Annotated in this window: 21 protein-coding genes; 5 read left to right on the top strand and 16 right to left on the bottom strand. The window is 42.1% G+C overall.

Going from position 1 to position 18,089, the window contains the following annotated elements:
- Positions 1 to 11 precede the first annotated feature (11 nt).
- Positions 12 to 845 carry a peptidoglycan editing factor PgeF gene (gene pgeF / locus B5F08_RS05880; protein WP_242968310.1) on the bottom strand — a complete coding sequence of 278 codons (834 nt, stop codon included), beginning with the start codon at positions 843 to 845 and terminating at the stop codon, positions 12 to 14.
- 150 nt (positions 846 to 995) lie between these two features.
- Between pgeF and B5F08_RS05875 the strand changes: the two genes are divergently transcribed.
- A complete protein-coding gene (locus B5F08_RS05875; RefSeq protein WP_087377334.1) occupies positions 996 to 1,205 on the top strand; it encodes a hypothetical protein in 210 nt (69 codons plus the stop codon).
- A gap of 406 nt (positions 1,206 to 1,611) precedes the next feature.
- Here B5F08_RS05875 and B5F08_RS05870 read toward each other — a convergent pair whose 3' ends face one another.
- From B5F08_RS05870 to typA, 4 genes are all read right to left on the bottom strand, one after another.
- Positions 1,612 to 1,908 carry a sigma-70 family RNA polymerase sigma factor gene (locus B5F08_RS05870; protein ID WP_087377332.1) on the bottom strand — a complete coding sequence of 99 codons (297 nt, stop codon included), beginning with the start codon at positions 1,906 to 1,908 and terminating at the stop codon, positions 1,612 to 1,614.
- On the bottom strand, positions 1,893 to 2,117 hold the full coding sequence (locus B5F08_RS05865) for a hypothetical protein (protein WP_143256362.1): 225 nt from the start codon (positions 2,115 to 2,117) through the stop codon (positions 1,893 to 1,895). The genes B5F08_RS05870 and B5F08_RS05865 overlap by 16 nt, the downstream gene beginning before the upstream one ends.
- 277 nt (positions 2,118 to 2,394) lie before the next feature.
- A complete protein-coding gene (locus B5F08_RS05860) occupies positions 2,395 to 3,330 on the bottom strand; it encodes a 3'-5' exonuclease (RefSeq protein WP_087377329.1) in 936 nt (311 codons plus the stop codon).
- Between the two features lie 70 nt (positions 3,331 to 3,400).
- Positions 3,401 to 5,221 carry a translational GTPase TypA gene (gene typA / locus B5F08_RS05855; protein WP_087377327.1) on the bottom strand — a complete coding sequence of 607 codons (1,821 nt, stop codon included), beginning with the start codon at positions 5,219 to 5,221 and terminating at the stop codon, positions 3,401 to 3,403.
- 332 nt (positions 5,222 to 5,553) lie between these two features.
- Between typA and B5F08_RS05850 the strand changes: the two genes are divergently transcribed.
- Genes B5F08_RS05850 through B5F08_RS05840 form a run of 3 tightly spaced genes read left to right on the top strand, consistent with a single transcriptional unit; the run spans position 5,554 to position 9,360 of the window.
- A complete protein-coding gene (locus tag B5F08_RS05850) occupies positions 5,554 to 7,485 on the top strand; it encodes an aconitate hydratase (protein ID WP_087377325.1) in 1,932 nt (643 codons plus the stop codon).
- A 1-nt stretch (position 7,486) separates the two neighbouring features.
- Positions 7,487 to 8,698 carry an NADP-dependent isocitrate dehydrogenase gene (locus B5F08_RS05845; protein WP_087377323.1) on the top strand — a complete coding sequence of 404 codons (1,212 nt, stop codon included), beginning with the start codon at positions 7,487 to 7,489 and terminating at the stop codon, positions 8,696 to 8,698.
- Between the two features lie 17 nt (positions 8,699 to 8,715).
- On the top strand, positions 8,716 to 9,360 hold the full coding sequence (locus B5F08_RS05840; protein WP_087377321.1) for a redox-sensing transcriptional repressor Rex: 645 nt from the start codon (positions 8,716 to 8,718) through the stop codon (positions 9,358 to 9,360).
- Positions 9,361 to 9,411: 51 nt separating this feature from the next.
- Here B5F08_RS05840 and B5F08_RS05835 read toward each other — a convergent pair whose 3' ends face one another.
- The gene (locus B5F08_RS05835) at positions 9,412 to 9,948 is read right to left on the bottom strand and encodes an RNA 2'-phosphotransferase (protein ID WP_087377319.1); all 537 of its coding nucleotides are present in this window, start codon (positions 9,946 to 9,948) and stop codon (positions 9,412 to 9,414) included.
- An 84-nt stretch (positions 9,949 to 10,032) separates the two neighbouring features.
- Here B5F08_RS05835 and B5F08_RS05830 point away from each other — a divergent pair, with 84 nt between their 5' ends.
- Positions 10,033 to 10,359 (top strand): DUF6054 family protein, encoded by a 327-nt coding sequence (locus tag B5F08_RS05830; RefSeq protein WP_087377317.1) that lies wholly within the window; start codon positions 10,033 to 10,035, stop codon positions 10,357 to 10,359.
- Positions 10,360 to 10,415: 56 nt separating this feature from the next.
- On the opposite strand, the gene B5F08_RS05825 is transcribed toward B5F08_RS05830, so the two are convergent.
- From B5F08_RS05825 to B5F08_RS05785, 10 genes are all read right to left on the bottom strand, one after another.
- Entirely contained in the window at positions 10,416 to 10,706 is a 291-nt protein-coding gene (locus B5F08_RS05825) for a hypothetical protein (RefSeq protein WP_087377315.1), read from the bottom strand.
- A gap of 457 nt (positions 10,707 to 11,163) precedes the next feature.
- Positions 11,164 to 12,567 carry an oxaloacetate decarboxylase subunit alpha gene (locus B5F08_RS05820; protein ID WP_087377313.1) on the bottom strand — a complete coding sequence of 468 codons (1,404 nt, stop codon included), beginning with the start codon at positions 12,565 to 12,567 and terminating at the stop codon, positions 11,164 to 11,166.
- A 24-nt stretch (positions 12,568 to 12,591) separates the two neighbouring features.
- Positions 12,592 to 12,951 carry a biotin/lipoyl-containing protein gene (locus tag B5F08_RS05815; protein WP_087377311.1) on the bottom strand — a complete coding sequence of 120 codons (360 nt, stop codon included), beginning with the start codon at positions 12,949 to 12,951 and terminating at the stop codon, positions 12,592 to 12,594.
- Positions 12,952 to 13,028: 77 nt separating this feature from the next.
- Positions 13,029 to 14,339: a carboxyl transferase domain-containing protein gene (locus B5F08_RS05810; protein WP_087377309.1), complete on the bottom strand. Its 1,311-nt coding sequence runs from the start codon at positions 14,337 to 14,339 to the stop codon at positions 13,029 to 13,031.
- 137 nt (positions 14,340 to 14,476) lie between these two features.
- Positions 14,477 to 14,857, bottom strand: coding sequence for a hypothetical protein (locus B5F08_RS05805; protein WP_087377307.1), 381 nt, complete (start codon positions 14,855 to 14,857; stop codon positions 14,477 to 14,479).
- 15 nt (positions 14,858 to 14,872) lie between these two features.
- Positions 14,873 to 15,619, bottom strand: coding sequence for a pseudouridine synthase (locus B5F08_RS05800; RefSeq protein ID WP_087377305.1), 747 nt, complete (start codon positions 15,617 to 15,619; stop codon positions 14,873 to 14,875).
- A complete protein-coding gene (locus B5F08_RS13245; protein ID WP_158096233.1) occupies positions 15,588 to 15,737 on the bottom strand; it encodes a hypothetical protein in 150 nt (49 codons plus the stop codon). Before B5F08_RS13245 ends, B5F08_RS05800 begins: the two co-directional genes overlap by 32 nt.
- Positions 15,734 to 16,834 carry a D-alanyl-D-alanine carboxypeptidase family protein gene (locus B5F08_RS05795; RefSeq protein ID WP_087377303.1) on the bottom strand — a complete coding sequence of 367 codons (1,101 nt, stop codon included), beginning with the start codon at positions 16,832 to 16,834 and terminating at the stop codon, positions 15,734 to 15,736. Before B5F08_RS05795 ends, B5F08_RS13245 begins: the two co-directional genes overlap by 4 nt.
- Positions 16,835 to 16,906: 72 nt before the next feature.
- Positions 16,907 to 17,326 (bottom strand): GerW family sporulation protein, encoded by a 420-nt coding sequence (ytfJ, locus tag B5F08_RS05790; protein ID WP_087377301.1) that lies wholly within the window; start codon positions 17,324 to 17,326, stop codon positions 16,907 to 16,909.
- A 5-nt stretch (positions 17,327 to 17,331) separates the two neighbouring features.
- A complete protein-coding gene (locus tag B5F08_RS05785; RefSeq protein WP_087377299.1) occupies positions 17,332 to 18,051 on the bottom strand; it encodes a DUF2953 domain-containing protein in 720 nt (239 codons plus the stop codon).
- Positions 18,052 to 18,089: the final 38 nt, after the last annotated feature.

Here is an 18,089-nt window from a genome sequence, read left to right as displayed (position 1 = left end):
CTTTCAAAAATTTATTTAATACACATAAAGGCGCTCATTGTGCCTCTTTTACCGTTTGTGGCACGGTGGCTCCATAAAAGGTCGCTGTTGCATTTTGTGCAAAGGTCGCTCAAAACCACATTTTCGGGATTAACTCCGGCGCTCACCACAATCTGTCTGTTACATTCCAAAAGGTCAAGCATATACTTGCCTTCGCCCTTATCAAAGACAAACTTTGAGCTGTCCAGTCCCTCAAGCCCTAAAAACTTTTCAGCCACAGGACTGTCAACCTCGTAACAGCACTTTGAAATTGCAGGGCCTATACATACCTTTACATCCTGAGGGTTTGTGCCGTAGTTTTCTTTCATGGTTTTTAAGACCTTTTCGCCTATTCTGCCCACGGTTCCACGCCATCCCGCATGGGCAAGGCCTATAGCCTTATTCTTTGTATCCACAAAGAACAGCGGTGTGCAGTCTGCGTAATATGTAACTAAGGTAACTCCCTTTTCATTTGTCACCACAGCGTCAACGCTCTGGATATCACGTGGTTTATAGATTCCCACGCCTTTATCCGCCTTAGTCACAACCCTTACAAAAGTATTATGGTCCTGAGCGGAAGCCACAAGGCTTTCATAGTCAAAGCCTGCTGCGTCGCAGAAAATCTTATAATTCTCAGTAACATTTTCATCCGGGTCGCCTCTGCCAAATGAAAGGTTCATAGATGTAAACTCATTTTCAGAAACTCCGCCTATTCTTGTAGAAAAGGCGTGATTTATAAAATCAATTTTTTCAAGCTCATTATATTTGAGAAAGCAAACACCTTTATTTTCTTTAAGTGTCATGGTCTTTGAATTTATACTGAACATTAAAACAACTCCCTTTAAGTGATTTGTTTGATTAGTTTATTTTACTATATAAGATTATCACTTGCAAGAAAAAATAATCGATGATATAATTTAATTATAAACAAAAACTATATTTTTCTGCCAAAACAATAAAGCAAAGGACGTGTAAACATGAAAACACCGCTTTTCGGAGCTTCAATAGAGGTAAACTGCGAATACTGCCAAAATTCCGTAAGCAACGGAAAGGAGTTTCTTTGTTCCGCAGGAAAAACAATCAAAAACGGAAAATGCAGAAAGTTTAAATACAACCCAACCATGCGCAAGCCAAAAGGAGAACCCACCCTCTCCCAAACCTTCACCCCCGAAGACTTCATGCTTTGATTTTTATATCCGACCTGCCAAGGTTGGATATAAAAATCAACTTCTACACAGGTCGGACGAGACGTTTTGTTTAGTCTTTGGAATGGTTCGCTTTCATTTAGCTTTTTTATTTTTTATTTCCTATCTGCCGAGGTTGGATATAAAAATCAACTTCTACACAGGTCGGACGAGACGTTTTGTTTAGTCTTTGGAATGGTTCGCTTTCATTTAGCTTTTTTATTTTTTATTTCCGATCTGCCAAGGTTTGATATATAAATTAACTTCTGTACAGGTTGGGCGAGGCGTTTTGTTTGGTCTTTGGAATGATTCGCTCTTATTTAGCTTTTTTATTTTCATAAAAAATAACATTAAACGAAAGGGAAGCGTTAAAAAAAACACTTCCCTTTCTTCATATTTTAAAGTTCAATCAGATATAGTAATCCGCAATGTGGCGGATTTTTTTTCTTGCGTTTTGAATGTGTCTGCAAACAGTTGAAGGACTCAAGCTCATCTCCGTTGCGATTACCCTAATGGTTTTGCTTTCAAGATAATATCTTGTCATGCACACTCTTTGTTTTTCTGTAAGCTCTTCCCTCATTGCTTTTTGCAGGATTTTTTTCATTTTGTCCTTTCCGCAGGAAACTCCGCCTGAATTTGCGCAGTAATAATCAAAAAACACTGCGTCGGCGTTGTCGTCCTTAATATGAATTACATTATTCGGCATCTTGTTCCACTCTCCACACTTCTGTTTCTCAAAAATTCCGCTGTTTTAAGACTTTCGTAATATATGGTTCTGTATTTTCCCAAAAGCTCATAAAAAGTACTTTTTTTCTCTGGGGGCGCATTTTTAATTCTTTCCTGTATCTTGTCGATATTACTTTTTATGATTTCCGCATTTTCCATATATTCTTCAGACCACTTAATATAATCCACCACAACCATCCCTTTCACATAAAAGAAATATTTTTTATATAACTTCCAAACGAGTTTTGCGGGGCGTTCAAAACTCTAATAAAATTTTAGCAGGTAAGGAAGAATTTTACAATATTTTCATCGAACGGTTGTTCCATGTGAAAGATATTTAACATTCACTGTACCAAAAAAGGTACAGTACTGCGAAAAATGTAGAAATATGTAGAAAAAATTTCCAAAAACTCTTGACAAAAAAATCCTCCCCGAAGATTCCGGAGAGGATTTTGTAAATAAAATATTATGATTCCTGATAAAGTTTAGTAGCTGCCAGCTTCATTTTACGTTCTGTCTGAGGTTCTTCCTCATTGACCGGAGCAGGCTTTAAAAACTTCTTTTTAAACTTAACCCCGTCAAAGCAGAGCTTATAAACAAACATAGCTGTTCTCTTTTCTCCGCATGAGTCGCAGGAAAAATCGGCACGAAAACCTCTGTTGTGGAATTTCAAATCAGAAGTGCGTGTCATCTTTTTTCCGCAGACAGGGCAGTCCATTTCAATAAGGGATTTATCCACCAACGGATTATCCAAATCCCTCAGATACTTGGGCTTGAAGCTCATTCTTCTGAAAAACTCGTCGTCAGTAACCGCAGTCTGAGAATCCAAAACATCACGGTTGTACACAGCTTTCAAGCACATTGCGCTGACTTCCGCATCGTTTACCGCTCTGTGGAGAGGAATTTCCGGTATCTCAATACCCATATGCTCACAGGCGGCGCTTAAACCCATCTGTTTTGATGCGTCGTACATATTCAAAGCCTTAGCGCAGTAAGTCTGCAAGTTGCAGTACTTTTTAACAAAGAGCGGTTTTGCGGTACCGAAATGCACACGGCAGTTTTCAGACAGCACCGACAAATCTGTGCTTCCCCAGGTCATAAGAACCGCATCTCCCAGAAAAGCGCCGAATTTTTTATAAACTGTCTTAAAATTCTCTTTTGCGCTGTTTAATTCCCACTGAGAAATGTGTGTAAGCTCCTGAACCCAAGGGTTAAACTTCATATTAAATTTCTGCATAACAATTTCAGAAAAGGTGTCAACTGTTTCAAGATTGCTGTCCAGCTTCACCGCTCCGATTTCGATAATCTCATTAAAATTTCTTTTAAGCGTTCTGCAAAAACCGCTGTTCCATTCAAGGTCCAAAATAACTATAAAATCTTTAACGTAATTATTCTCACTCATTCTTTCTTCTCAGCACTTTCGGTTAATTTTCTTGATAAGACAAAATTTACAGAACCAAATTCAAAACAAATTACTTCTTAAATGCTTTCTTCATTCTCAGTTCCTTGGAGAGAATTTTCTTGCGCATACGGATGCTCTTTGGAGTAACCTCAACAAGCTCGTCGTCTGCGATAAACTCAAGACACTGCTCAAGTGAAAGTATTGTAGGAGGTGTCAGCTTCAAAGCGTCGTCGGAACCTGAAGCTCTTGTATTTGTAATATGCTTTTTCTTACATACGTTAACAGTTATATCCTCAGCTTTCGGGCTTGCGCCGACAATCATTCCCTCGTAAACAGGAACGCCCGGGCCTACAAAAAGTCTGCCTCTGTCCTGAGCCTGGAAAAGACCGTAAGCAACTGTTTCGCCTGTTTCATGGGCAATCAAAGAACCCTGGTGACGTGTTATAATTTCGCCCTTAAACGGCTCGTAACCATCGAAAACGTGGTTCATAATACCGTTACCGTTTGTATCTGTCAAAAACTCTGGACGATATCCCATAAGACCTCTTGCAGGAATTCTGAATTCGATATGTGTTATACCGCTTTCACGTGTGCCCATGTTGATAAGTTCAGCCTTTCTTGAGCCGAGCTTTTCCATAACTGCGCCCACATAGCTGTCCGGAACTTCAATCATAAGATATTCGATAGGCTCACACATAACGCCGTCTATCATCTTTGTGATAACCTGAGGACGGGAAACCTGGAACTCATAGTTCTGTCTTCTCATCTGCTCAATAAGGATTGAAAGATGAAGCTCGCCTCTTCCGGAAACCTTAAAGGTATCTGCGCTGTCTGTTTCCTCAACACGCATAGCAACGTTTGTTTCAATCTCTTTGAAAAGTCTGTCTCTGATATTTCTTGAAGTTACAAACTTTCCTTCACGGCCTGCAAATGGGCTGTTGTTTACCATGAAGTTCATGGAAACTGTAGGCTCGTCAATCTTTACAAAAGGCAAAGGCTCTACACAGTCCATGGAGCAAACTGTTTCACCGATATTCAGGTCTGCAATACCGCTTACGCAAACCAGGTCGCCAACGGTTGCGCTTTCGCACTCAACTCTTTTAAGACCCTCGAACTGATAAAGCTTAGTAATTTTTACATTTTTGGTAACGTCGCTTGAGCTGCTGCAAAGTGTCACTGTCTGACCTGTCTTTACTGTACCTCTTTCAACTCTTCCGATGCCTATTCTTCCCACATAATCATCGTAGTCAATGTTTGAGAAAAGAAGCTGTAAGCCTGCTTCCGGGTCGCCCTCCGGAGCAGGAATTTCTCTTATTATCTCTTCAAAAAGAGGTTTCATATCTGTACCCGGAACATCAGGGTCAAGAGAAGCAAAGCCGTCTCTTCCTGAAGCGTAAACCACAGGAAATTCAAGCTGGTCCTCATCTGCGCCCAGTTCGATGAAAAGGTCCAAAACCTCGTCCACAACCTCGGCAGGACGTGCGCCGGGACGGTCGATTTTGTTTACAACAACCAAAGGCTTTTTGCCGAGACCCAAAGCCTTTTTAAGCACGAAACGGGTCTGAGGCATACAACCCTCAAATGCGTCAACCAAAAGCAAAACTCCGTCAACCATCATAAGGATACGCTCAACCTCGCCGCCGAAATCAGCATGTCCGGGAGTGTCAACTATATTTATTTTTACGCCGTTGTACATAACGGCTGTGTTTTTGGAGAGAATTGTAATTCCTCTTTCACGTTCAAGGTCGTTGCTGTCCATAACACGTTCCGCAACGTTCTCATTTTGTCTGAAAATACCGCTCTGTTTCAAAAGCTGGTCAACCAAAGTTGTCTTGCCGTGGTCAACGTGAGCGATAATTGCTATATCTCTAATATTCTCCATTTTGCTCATCAAATCATTCCCTCTTATAAGCATAAATTACTGTATCTCACAATCTGTAATTATAGCATAAGGCTCATTAAAAAACAAATAGTTTAACAATGGGGAAACTCAATTCTGTATTATTGTTAAATTTTACTCTTTTAAAGACAAAATTATTGTTTAGTTTAATTGATTTTCCGATACAAAGAAAAAAATACAGCAATAAACAGCAATAAAGGGTATTTTATATTTTACAAATGTTTTAATCTGTCTTTTCGGTGAAAAACTTTACTTTTTTACCCATATATAGTATAATAAGCAACGTAATTAACTAATTTGCACAAAATCGGGAGGTTATAATAATGGGCTACACTATAGCGCAGAAAATTATCAAAAACCATCTCCTTTCCGGCGAAATGGTAACCGGAACGGATATCGGTCTTAGAATTGACCAGACTCTTACTCAGGACGCAACAGGCACAATGGCTTATCTTGAGTTCGAGGCAATGGGAGTTCCCAGAGTAAAAACAGAAAAGAGCGTTGCATATATCGACCACAACACTCTCCAGACAGGATTTGAAAACGCAGACGACCACCGCTTTATCCAGACTGTCTGCAAAAAGCACGGCATCTACTTCTCACGTCCGGGAAACGGTATCTGCCATCAGGTTCACCTTGAAAGATTCGGCAAGCCGGGCAAGACACTTATCGGTTCCGACAGCCATACACCTACAGGCGGCGGTATCGGAATGCTTGCAATGGGCGCAGGCGGACTTGACGTAGCTGTTGCAATGGGCGGCGGCGCATATTATATAACAATGCCTAAAATGGTAAGAGTAAACCTCACAGGCAAGCTCAGACCTTGGGTTTCCGCTAAGGACGTTATCCTTGAGGTTTTGAGAATTATGTCCGTTAAGGGCGGCGTAGGCAAAATCATCGAGTACGGCGGAGAGGGCGTAAAGACTCTCACAGTTCCTGAAAGAGCTACAATCACAAACATGGGCGCAGAGCTTGGAGCTACAACCTCCATCTTCCCATCAGATGAAATCACAAGAGAATTTTTGAAGGCTCAGGGCAGAGAAGAGGATTACACAGAGCTTTCCTCAGATCCGGACGCAGTATACGACGAGGTTATCGACATCGACCTCAGCGCACTGAAGCCAATGGCAGCATGTCCGCATAGTCCTGACAATGTAAAGACAATCGAAGATCTTGCAGGCGGCAAAATCGACCAGGTTTGCATAGGCTCCTGCACAAACTCCAGCTATCTCGACCTTATGCGTGTAGCTGCAATCCTCAAAGGCAAGACAGTTCATCCTGACGTTTCCCTTGCAATCGCTCCGGGAAGCAAGCAGGTTTACAATATGCTGGCATTAAACGGCGCATTGGGCGACCTTATCGCAGCCGGCGCAAGAATTTTGGAATGTGCCTGCGGCCCATGTATCGGTATGGGACAGTCACCTAACAGCAAGGGTATCTCCCTTAGAACCTTCAACAGAAACTTTGAGGGCAGAAGCGGCACAGCCGACGGACAGATTTACCTTGTTTCCCCTGAGACAGCAGCGGCTTCCGCAATTACAGGCGTATTCACAGACCCAACTACTTTGGGTGAAGAAGTTAAAATCGAGCTTCCTGAGAAGTTCCTCATCAACGACAACATGGTTACTCCTCCTGCTTCAGAAGAGGATATGGACAAGGTTGAGGTTTTGAGAGGTCCAAACATCAAACCTTTCCCAACAACAAAGCCAATGGAAGACACAATCAATGCAAGCTGCGCATTGAAGGTTGGCGACAACATCACAACCGACCACATTATGCCGGCAGGTGCTAAGATTCTCCCGCTTCGTTCAAATATCCCTGCTATCTCTAACTACTGCTTCACAGTATGTGATAAGGACTTCCCTGAAAGAGCAAAGATGCTTGGAAGCAGCGTAATCGTAGGCGGAGCAAACTATGGTCAGGGTTCTTCCAGAGAGCATGCGGCTTTGGCTCCTCTCTATCTTGGCGTTAAAGCAGTTTTAGTTAAGAGCTTTGCAAGAATTCACAGAAGTAACCTTATCAACGCAGGTATTTTGCCGCTCACATTCGTAAACGAAAGCGATTATGATAAGATTTCTCTCGGCGACGAGCTTGTACTTCCGGATGTTAAGAAAATCATCCTCGAGGGCGGCGACGTTGTAGTTGAAAATGTTACAACAGGCGAAAAGATTATGGCTAAGTGCGAGCTTACAGGAAGAACAAGAGATATCATCCTTGCAGGCGGACTTTTAAACTATACAAAGGAGAACAGCTAACATGGAAAAAATCAGAATGACCACTCCCCTTGTGGAGATGGACGGCGACGAAATGACCAGAGTTATCTGGCAAATGATAAAGGACATCCTTTTGACACCTTTTATCGACCTTAAAACAGAGTATTATGATTTGGGTCTTGTTCACAGAAACGAGACAGACGATAAAGTAACCTTTGACAGTGCAGAGGCTACAAAGAAATACGGCGTTGCAGTTAAGTGCGCTACAATCACACCAAACGCTGCAAGAATGCCTGAATACAACCTGAAAGAGATGTGGAAGTCCCCTAACGGCACAATCAGAGCAATTCTGGACGGTACAGTTTTCAGAACTCCTATTCTTGTTAAGGGCATCACACCTTACATTCCAACTTGGAAAAAGCCAATCTGCATTGCAAGACATGCATACGGCGACGTTTACAAGAACACAGAAATGGTTGTTGAGCAGGGTTCAAAGGCAGAGCTTTGCGTTACAAAGCCTGACGGCACAGTTGAAAAATCTCTCATCCATGAATTTAAGGATTCAAACGGCATAATCCAGGGTATCCACAACCTTGACAAGAGCATTGGTTCCTTCGCAAGAGCATGCTTCAACTTTGCACTTGACCAGAAGCAGGATATCTGGTTTGCAACAAAGGATACAATCAGCAAGAAATACGACCACAGATTCAAGGATATTTTCCAGGAAATCTATGACAACGAATACAAAGAGAAATTTGAAGCCGCAGGCATCGAATATTTCTACACCCTTATCGACGACGCAGTTGCAAGAGTTATCAGAAGCGAAGGGGGCTACATCTGGGCATGCAAGAACTACGACGGCGACGTTATGAGCGACATGATTGCAACAGCTTTCGGCTCACTTGCAATGATGACAAGCGTTCTTGTTTCTCCTGACGGAATTTACGAGTACGAAGCTGCACACGGCACAGTACAGCGTCACTATTACAAGCACCTCAAGGGTGAGGAAACCTCCACAAACTCAGTTGCAACCATCTTTGCATGGTCAGGCGCATTGAGAAAAAGAGGCGAGCTTGACAACATTCCTGAGCTTTCAGCATTTGCAGACAAGCTTGAAAAGGCTACAATCGACACAATCGAGGACGGCGTAATGACAGGCGACCTCTATCTCCTTTCAACTCTTGAGAACAAGAAGAAAGTAAACACAAGAGAGTTCCTTGAAGAGGTTGGCAGCAGACTTAAAGCAATGCTTTAATCAAAAGAGGTGGTAAAATGGCAAAAAGCAACGGGATTTCCATGTCCGTAATCAGGCGTCTGCCAAGATACTATCGCTTTTTGACAGAACTGCACTCTGAGGGAGTCTTAAAAATCTCCTCCACAAATCTTGCGTCAATAATGAATGTGACCGCTTCCCAGGTAAGACAGGATTTAAACTGCTTCGGCGGTTTCGGTCACCAGGGATACGGATATTGTGTGGAAGATTTAAAAAATGAAATTGAGAATATTCTGGGGCTCAACAACAACTATCAAGCAGTGTTGCTGGGCGCCGGAAATCTGGGCAAAGCTGTGGCACGCCATATAAATTTCAGCGAAAGAGGATTTCAGCTTACAGCTATATTTGACCGTGACCCTGAAAAAATCGGAACAGAGCTGGGCGGCATAATAATCAGAAATGACAACGAAATTTATGATTACTGCCGTCAAAACAAAACCGATGCGGTTTTCCTCTGTATTCCAAAAAACAGCGTTGAAAACGTCATTGATAAGCTTTACGAGCTGGGAATCCGCAATTTCTGGAATTTCAGCCACTATGACATAGCAAAGGTTTATCCCGACACAGTGGTTGAAAACGTCCACATGAGCGACAGTCTTATGACTCTCTGTTACAGAATAAACGACAGCCAAAAAGAAAATTGATTTATAAACATAACCCCGCACCTGCAATAACTGCAAGTGCGGGGATTTTTACTATATTAAACTTAAATACTTTGGCGGCACAGCTTTTGTAAGCCATACACCATTTTCCGACAGATAAAATTTAAAACCATCCTCAGCCATTTTCCCTGTTTCAATTTTCAAAACAGCCGGCTTTCCGTGGCGTTTTCCAACCTTCTCTGCGGTTTCCACGTCCTTTGAAAGATGAACATAAAGCCGTGATTTAGGAACAAGTCCCTCTTTCATAATCGACTCTAAAAATCTTTCCGCCGTTCCGTGATACAGAAGCTCCGGCGGAGTAAGCTCTTTAAGCTCCACATCAACATCGATTGAATGTCCCTGTCTTGCTCTTATTTTGCTCTTGTCATCGCTTAAAGAATATCTCTGCTTGTTGTCCGTCTTTACTATGTATTCAAGCCTTTCCCTGTTGAAATCAGGGTATTTCTTTTTTACTCCGTTGATAAGTTCATCTATATTCGCCCAGCCGTTTTTATCAAGTTCAATCCCGATTATTTCGGGCTTGTGCCTTAAAATAAGGCATATATATTTTCCTATTTTAATATCATTCATTTTTATCACTTCCTATAAAAAATACATTGACACAGTTATATTATATGATATACTAAAAATAAAAAGCCAAGGAGATGAGCGGTAATGGCAAAGCTTGAAAAAATGCTCTATGATGATTTTAACAGAATTATCGGAAGAATTGAGGCAGAAATTCTTTCCGGAAGCAGTTCAGCCTCCCTTGAGGACACAAGCGATTTTGTAGACGGAGATGCAAGGTGCAGTGTCAGGATTTTTGAACGCTACAGCGCATTCGGAGGCAACCGTGTGAGCCTTTCCGTCACTCTCTTTCAAAAGGGAAACGGCCCTATACATCTTTCGGCAATCACCGCCGGCGGAAGCCAAGCTATGTTTTTTAAGCTAAATACCGTTGGCGAAGAAGCTTTTCTTGATAAGCTCCGTGAAATACTCTGATAAACAAAAAGTCACTGACTAAACCCAAAAGGCGCAATCGGTGACTTTATTTTTTATTAAAGCTCTCTGTCGATTTTCTCCCAGTCAATCTCCTTTGAACAATGACTGCAAATATCAGGTCTGTGATAGAGCATAGATTTCAAAGGCTTGTTACAATGAGGACAGCGATAACGCAGATGCATAAATAAAAACAGTGCGCCAAACACAAGGGTCACGCCCAAAAACATCAATGTAGGAATAAGCTTGGAAAAGTTGCCGTATTGCATAAAGAATGTAATAAAGAAATATGCATAAGCTAAGATTAAAATAATTGAAATGTATCTGATGTTTTTAATATTTATCTTCATAAACTCTCACCTCTGTATTTGAAATCTATTATACAACCATTTCTATAAAAAAAGCAACATTTTTCACAGAAAATATTTTAGACCTTGAAGAACTACGTCCTCCAAACCTTCTACCAAATAGACAGTGGTCCCTTTGGAATCACAATACTTTCTAATAAACTAAAAGGCTGTGGTCGATAAAACCACAGCCTTAATAATTTTTTATTTAAATTAAGTCAAACCCAATCGCAAGCGAGCCATTCTAAGTCGTTTAACAAATCGTCTCGCCCGCCTTGAAACGAACTTCATTTTCTAAAGGAAGCTTTGCAAGGCGGAAATAAAATAGAAATGTCTCGCCCGACGTGAAATAACATTAACCTATAATATTAAGTCATAAATGTCAGAACTAAAACAAAGGTCTCGTCCGACGTGAAATGACGTTAACCTATAAAACTAAGTTCTGCACGTCGGAAATAAATTATACGGGGTGAACTTTGTTTTCCATGTCTGCTACGTCGGAGTTGATTCCAACTTTAGCGTTTCTTCTCTTCTCGAAGAAATCAAGTGATACCTTCGGGAACTGAGCGTAGGAAAGAACATCCTCTTCCTGCTCAAGATACTGTGCAGGGAACTCCTGTCTGAGCTTCTCAAGTTCTGGCTTGAGCAAGTCTGCCGGACGGCAGTTTACAGGCTTCATGTCGCCGATGATCTTCTTTCTGAACTCTGGGTCGATAGGCATTGGAGTTGTACCGTACTTGCCGGCAACAAGGTCCTTAAACTCGTTTGTGCACATCTTGTAACGCTGACCCATGATTACGTTGAATACAGCCTGTGTACCAACAATCTGTGATGTAGGTGTAACAAGCGGAGGATAACCTGCGTCCTTACGAACTCTTGGAACTTCGTTGAGAACCTCTGTAAGCTTGTCTTCCTTGCCTGCGTCCTTAAGCTGCTTCAAAAGGTTTGAAAGCATTCCGCCCGGTACCTGATAGATAAGAGCGTTTGCGTCTGTAGCAAGCATTTTGGGGTCGAGAAGTCCGCTCTTTATGTACTTCTCACGGAGAGTCATAAAGTAATCTCTGATTTCTGTAAGAGCAACAAGGTCAATACCTGTGTCGTACTCTGTACCCTGCAAAGCTGCAACGATTGACTCTGTAGGAGCATGTGATGTGCCAAGAGCAAGCGGGCTGATTGCTGTATCGACAATGTCAGCGCCTGCCTCGATACCCTTCATAAGGCACATTGATGCAAGGCCTGAAGTGTAGTGTGTGTGAAGCTGAACAGGAAGGTCAACAGCTTTCTTGATAGCCTTAACAAGGCTCTCTGTGTTGTATGGTGTCAAGAGAGCAGCCATATCCTTAATGCAGATTGAATCTGCGCCTGCGTCTGCAATTCTCTTAGCGTACTCAACATAGTATTCGTCTGTAAATACAGGGCCTGTTGTGTAGCTTATTGCAACCTGAGCATGAGCGCCCTCTTTCTTTGCAGCCTTGATAGCTGTTTTGAGGTTTTTAATATCGTTGAGAGCGTCGAAAATTCTGATGATGTCGATACCGTTTGCAACTGAACGCTGAACGAAATATTCAAGAACGTCATCAGCATAGTGACGGTAGCCCAGCATATTCTGTCCACGGAAAAGCATCTGAAGCTTTGTGTTAGGGCATTTCTCTCTTATAATACGAAGTCTCTGCCATGGGTCCTCGTTCAAAAATCTAAGACAGCTGTCGAAAGTTGCGCCGCCCCAGCACTCAAGAGAATAGAAACCAACCTTGTCCATTTTCTCAAGTATAGGAAGCATTTCCTCAGTTGTCATTCTTGTAGCAATGAGTGACTGATGAGCGTCACGCAATGCGGTTTCAGTAATCTTTATCTTTTTAGCCATTTTGTATCATCCTTAATATTCAGATTATTTCAAAGTAAGAAGAACCTTTCCTGAGTCAACTGCTTCGCCCTTGTTAACAGCGATAGAAGCAACTGTTCCGTCCTCAGGAGCCATGATTTCGTTTTCCATCTTCATAGCTTCAAGAATTACCAATACGTCGCCCTTCTTAACAGCCTGGCCAACAGATACAGGAACATTAACGATTGTTCCGTTCATAGGAGCTGTAATCTCTGTGCCGCCTGCAACAGGAGCAGGAGCTGCCTTTGGTGCCGGAGCTGCTTTAGGAGCCGGTGCTGCAACAGGAGCAGGAGCTGCACCTGCGCCAAGCTCTTCAACCTGTACGTCGTATGCTGTGCCGTTTACTGTAATTCTCAAATTTTTCATTGTAAAATCCCCTTTTCTAAACCCACGCAGTAAAATAATTTAATGCAGGAATATATTTTATGTCGTTATATGTTTAATCAGATTGTTGAATGTTTCTTTGCAAGTGTTGGAACTCTCTTGCCCTCAAGCATCTCAAGAGCAGCAGCAATCTTGCCTCTGAGCTCGTCCTCAGTGATAACATCCTCAACAAAGCCGTTTTCAGCAGCCTTAAATGCTGAAAGCTCTGCCTGTGCAAACTTCATTGCAGCTTCCTTCTGCTTTGCAGGAACAACGTTCATCTTCTCAGGAGCCATGATAAATGCAGCAGCCTCAGGAGTAACAGGAGAGATTATAGCCTGTGGAAGAGCAAAAGTAACATCTGTGTTTGCGCCGCTTCCAGCCATTGCGATGTACAAAGCGCCTACAGCAGTACCTGTAACAACAGAAATCTTAACAGTTGTTGCCTCAGCATATGCGCTTGTAACCTTAGAAGCAGTCTTGATTGAAGTAAATTCTTCGCTGTTTACAAAAGTGATAACAGGAATTGAGAAAGCGTCGCAGAAACGAACAAACTTTGCAATCTTGTCGCCTGCATGATAGCCAACGCTCTCGCCCTTTGTGCCAACAAAGCCTACAACTCTGCCGTCAACTCTGCCAAGGCTTACAACAGCCTGTGAACCGTAGTTTGCATAGAGTTCAAAGAGAGTGTTCTCGTCAGCAACCATCTCAGCAGGGCACTTAGGAGCAGCAGCAGGTGCAGCCTCAAATGCAGCAGCTGAAGAGCTGAGGTTATTTGAAGGGAGATATGTAATAAGCTCTCTTGCCTTTGCAATAGCCTCTGCGTTGTTCTCTGCTGTAAGAGCGGAGATACCCTTCTTTGCGTTATCCTCAGCAGTTCCCTCTGTACCCATTGTGGAGAGAGAAAGTGTAGCCTTTTTATTCATGATGATAAAGTCAGCGTTAGCAGCTGTCAAAGCGCCTGTTCCGAGGCAGTTTCCGAGGATTACGGAAATCTGAGGAACAACACCGGAAAGCTGACCGGAAGCATTCAAAACATCGCCGTAACCAGCCAAAAGCTCGTTACCCTCTCTGAGCTTGCCGCCGATGCTGTCGTAGAAGCCTACAACAGGAGCGCCTGTCTTTAAAGCCAAGTCATATATCTTCTTTACTTTAGCAGCGTGAGCCTTGCTCATTGCGCCGCCGCATACGTCTCTGTTCTGAGCGAAAGCATAAACCGGCATGCCTTCTACCATACCAAAACCTGCAACAACTTCAGCATAGTTCTTGCCGGATTTTGCGAAGCCGTCTATTTCAGAAAAGCTGTTTTCGTCAAAAAACTTCAGCAGGTTCTTATATGCGGATGTATTCATTGCCGCTTCCCTTGCCTTGGTCATTTGTTCAATACTCATTTTAATATTCCTCCATTTAATTCTTTGTCAGAATTCAGTCTAATGAGGCAATCTTTGAGTTAGATTACCCCCAAAATATCACAGTTTATATTATATTATAAATTTAGTCAAAGTACAAGAAAAAATTTCTCTTTTTGTTAATTTTTACACGGTTTAAATAATTGACTGAGATTTATCGTCACTTTATCGTCAATTTGCTGAAAACCAAGCTGTACAAGCAAGTGGAACAATTCCTTTTTTTCACATTCCATAACGGATATATCCCTGTTCCATGCATAAGAGCCTGCCGCACGGACAAGGCAGTCACCGTCAATTCTGTCCTTTTGGCTAAGTTTTTCTGTATTCGGGCAGTAGTAAAGCTCCATTCCGATTATCTTTAAAAGGCTTCCAACCTGTTCTACACAGATATATCCTATTTCCTGACCCTTTTCCCTTGAAATGAGAGCCTCTGCACAATCTGTCTCTGGACAGCATTTTTCGATTATCTCACTGTCCTTAGATGGTAAAATAGTAAGCATAAAAATTCCCTGCCTTTATTTCTTGACAACATGCCTTGAGGGGTTCGGATTGGCGGTAAGCTTTTTAACCTCTTCTTTGGTAAGCTCACGCCATTTTCCCGGCTGAAGCATACCAAGCTTTACCTGACCAACCGCTGTTCTTTTCAGTCTTGCAACCTCAATTCCCAGCTTCTCGCACATCTTTCTAATCTGACGGTTTCTGCCCTCTCTAAGCACGATTTCCAGAACCGCTCTTCCCTCCTGCTTTTGAATAACTCTAACCTCAGCAGGCGCAGTTTTGTAGCCGTCGATTTCCATTCCCACAGACATTTCCACAATCTGGTCCTCGGTAATTCCCGGGCGCACCGTTACTCTGTAGACTTTATAAATATGTTTCTTAGGATGTGTGATTATGTTCGCAAATTCTCCGTCATTGGTCATCAGAAGCATTCCCTCTGAATCCCTGTCAAGTCTGCCAACAGGATATATTCTTTCCGGAATATCCTTTACAAGCTCCGCAACGCACTTTCTGCCTCTTTCATCGTTCATGGTTGTGATATATCCTCTTGGTTTATGGAGCATAATATATCTGTATTTCGGCTTTGCGGCGGCGGTAAGCTTTTTACCGTTTACGAAAACCTTATCGTTATAGGGGTCAACCTTATCCCCTATTTCCGCAACAACTCCGTTTACCTTTACTTTTCCCTGTGCGATAAGCTCTTCACACTTTCTTCTGGAAGCCACACCGCAGTCAGCCATCATCTTCTGTAATCTGATAATCATTCATTTCCTCCTTCTTGAAGGACTCCGTCCTCCAAACCTCCTGCCAAAGGGACGGTGGTTCCTTTGGCATCCCGGTTTTGCTCACATATGCGTTTTCATTAGAAAACAGCTTCATCATTCATTTGAGTTATTTTCCGGAAACAGCAAAAAGCTTTCCAATTTATTATTTCCGAGATAAACAACAGCTTTTCCGTAAGGTTCATCCCACATTACGGGCTGATAAATAAATTTAGGTATATAATAACGTACATTTTCTTCTATGTCAAAGTCCTGACCGCCGATTTTTCTCACAAAAGTCAAATTTTTATCGGGAACGAGCTTAATTTTCTCTCCTGTTCCGGCGACAGGCACTTCCACCGAAAGACTTTCCTTTGAAATCTCCACACTTTCTAACAGGGAAAAACCGTAATTGTAAAGGTTAATATGGTCATTCCAGTCAGATGGGGCATTTAATGTTACGGCTATTAAAGTCACTCCGTCTTTTTCGGCGGCAGTCACAAGACATCTTCCGGCGGCTTTGGTAAATCCTGTTTTCCCTCCGATACAGTATTCATACAAGCTCAGAAGCTTGTTATGGTTTGTATAGGAAAGAATTTTACCCTCCGGATAAATAAGCTCCACAGAGCCGTTTTTCATCTTAGCGATTTCCGCAAAGTCCTGATTTTTCATAGCCTCGCCCATAAGCAAAGCCATATCGTAGGCGGTGCTGTAGTGATTTTCGTAGTCCAAGCCGCTGGGAGTTACAAAATGGGTATCATTCATGCCTATTTCTTCCGCCCTTTTATTCATCATTTCGGCAAATTTTTCAGCACTTCCGCCGATGGTTACAGCCGCCGCATTTGCACCGTCATTTCCGGAAGCCAGCATCATACCCACTGCCAAATCGGAAAGCCTGAGCTTGTTGCCATCCTGCAAATACATAGAACTGCCCTCTGCAACCATATCTAGAGTAAACTCAAGGACTTTATCATCTTTTTCCGCCTCTTCCAGCGTCAAAAGGGTGGTCATAATCTTGGTTGTGCTGGCAATTTTCATTTTATCATGGGCGGATTTCTGAAAAATCACCTCACCGTTGTCCGGACAAAACAGTACCGCCGACTGAGCGGAAAGTTCAGGTTCGGCGGGATTTTCTGCGGCGTCCGCATAGGACGTTTTTATAACCAAGGTCAAAAACATCAACGACAACGTCAAAGCTCCGATTTTTCGCATTATCATAAAATCACCTCACATATTTGTTCACAAATATGCTTTGAAAAATAATTTTATGATAATTTTCAGACATCAAAATTATATTTCAGGGTCGTCAAGCTTTATATCTGCAAAATCTTCCTTTGCCGGCTTGTCCTTTTTAAATATAGCCCCTACCTTGCTCACCATATCGGGAACCATTCCTATTACATTTTCTATGGTTCCGTTATTGTTTTCAACAGTAACCATTCTTACATCGCCCTTACAAACGGTAAGAAATCCGATAGGTGTGATTGAAACGCCTGCGCCGCTTCCGCCGCCGAAATTATCTCTGTTTTCTCTTTTTGACGGAAAATCTGTTCCGCCAGCGGCAAAACCGTAGCTTACCTTTGAAATCGGAATAATTGTTGTTCCGTCAGGTGTTGTTATAGGGTCACCGATAATTGTGTTTACATCCACCATTTCTTTAATTTTCTGCATGGTGGTGTCCATCAGTTTGTTAATTGGATGTTCTTCCATGTTGATTACTCCTTTTTCTTTGAATTATTTTCATCAGACACAGTATTATTTTTTATTTGACTTTCCCGGCTGTTTGCAGGTTTTTTGCCTTTTCTCTCTCCTCTGATAATAGAGGGGATAATTCTGTTTTTATAGATTTTCAAAAGCTTCAAACCGTAAACAACCGCTGTTTTTATAATAAAAAACAGTTTTACTCTTCCCTTAAAGTCCACCGATATTTTACTTTCCGATTTATCATCAAAATCGGGATATATGTTTATATCGTAACTTCTGCATTTTGTATTTGAAACAATTATGCCGGCGCAGGGATAAACTCCGGCGCATACCTGTCCGTAACGTATCGCAGTTTTTGCGGCGTCGCCGCAGGCGACAGATATATCTATATAAAATCTTTTTACAATTAAGTGTTCAAAAACATATTTTAATGCGCCTTGGGCAATCTGTGATACATCACGAAGTATATCTATTATACCCGTCAAACCTTCCCCTTTATACAGATTTTTTAAAAAAGAAGATTTCGGTTTTTCCGGCTTTTTCTCCTGAGGCTTTTCTTCCTTTTTTTCCTCAGTTGTTTTTTCCTTAAAATCCTCGGAACTTATGGAAATAAAAAGCCACCTGAGCTTATATTTCATTTTTTTATCGTAGGAAAAACTCACATGTACGGAAGAAATCAGAAAAAGTATCAGCAACAGCGCAACAGAACCTAAAATCCACAGCCACGCCAATGTACCACCCCAATTCTTTTATTAAGCCTGCGCCTGTT

Source organism: Anaeromassilibacillus sp. An172 (assembly GCF_002160515.1).
GTDB lineage: Bacteria > Bacillota > Clostridia > Oscillospirales > Acutalibacteraceae > Limousia > Limousia pullorum.
Note: the sequence above shows the minus strand (reverse complement) of the source record. Positions and strands in the feature narration are given on the sequence as shown.

Bases quoted from the DNA above. Each gene is read 5' to 3' on its own strand.
- B5F08_RS05840 (WP_087377321.1), top strand. From the start codon at position 8,716: ATGGCAAAAAGCAACGGGATTTCCATGTCCGTAATCAGGCGTCTGCCA.
- B5F08_RS05800 (WP_087377305.1), bottom strand. From the start codon at position 15,619: ATGATTATCAGATTACAGAAGATGATGGCTGACTGCGGTGTGGCTTCC.
- B5F08_RS05850 (WP_087377325.1), top strand. From the start codon at position 5,554: ATGGGCTACACTATAGCGCAGAAAATTATCAAAAACCATCTCCTTTCC.
- B5F08_RS05815 (WP_087377311.1), bottom strand. From the start codon at position 12,951: ATGAAAAATTTGAGAATTACAGTAAACGGCACAGCATACGACGTACAG.
- B5F08_RS05825 (WP_087377315.1), bottom strand. From the start codon at position 10,706: ATGAAGATAAATATTAAAAACATCAGATACATTTCAATTATTTTAATC.
- B5F08_RS05810 (WP_087377309.1), bottom strand. From the start codon at position 14,339: ATGAGTATTGAACAAATGACCAAGGCAAGGGAAGCGGCAATGAATACA.
- B5F08_RS05875 (WP_087377334.1), top strand. From the start codon at position 996: ATGAAAACACCGCTTTTCGGAGCTTCAATAGAGGTAAACTGCGAATAC.
- B5F08_RS05870 (WP_087377332.1), bottom strand. From the start codon at position 1,908: ATGCCGAATAATGTAATTCATATTAAGGACGACAACGCCGACGCAGTG.
- ytfJ (WP_087377301.1), bottom strand. From the start codon at position 17,326: ATGGAAGAACATCCAATTAACAAACTGATGGACACCACCATGCAGAAA.
- B5F08_RS05860 (WP_087377329.1), bottom strand. From the start codon at position 3,330: ATGAGTGAGAATAATTACGTTAAAGATTTTATAGTTATTTTGGACCTT.
- B5F08_RS05805 (WP_087377307.1), bottom strand. From the start codon at position 14,857: ATGCTTACTATTTTACCATCTAAGGACAGTGAGATAATCGAAAAATGC.
- B5F08_RS05835 (WP_087377319.1), bottom strand. From the start codon at position 9,948: ATGAATGATATTAAAATAGGAAAATATATATGCCTTATTTTAAGGCAC.
- pgeF (WP_242968310.1), bottom strand. From the start codon at position 845: ATGTTCAGTATAAATTCAAAGACCATGACACTTAAAGAAAATAAAGGT.
- typA (WP_087377327.1), bottom strand. From the start codon at position 5,221: ATGAGCAAAATGGAGAATATTAGAGATATAGCAATTATCGCTCACGTT.
- B5F08_RS05830 (WP_087377317.1), top strand. From the start codon at position 10,033: ATGGCAAAGCTTGAAAAAATGCTCTATGATGATTTTAACAGAATTATC.
- B5F08_RS05845 (WP_087377323.1), top strand. From the start codon at position 7,487: ATGGAAAAAATCAGAATGACCACTCCCCTTGTGGAGATGGACGGCGAC.
- B5F08_RS05820 (WP_087377313.1), bottom strand. From the start codon at position 12,567: ATGGCTAAAAAGATAAAGATTACTGAAACCGCATTGCGTGACGCTCAT.
- B5F08_RS13245 (WP_158096233.1), bottom strand. From the start codon at position 15,737: ATGATGAAGCTGTTTTCTAATGAAAACGCATATGTGAGCAAAACCGGG.
- B5F08_RS05795 (WP_087377303.1), bottom strand. From the start codon at position 16,834: ATGATAATGCGAAAAATCGGAGCTTTGACGTTGTCGTTGATGTTTTTG.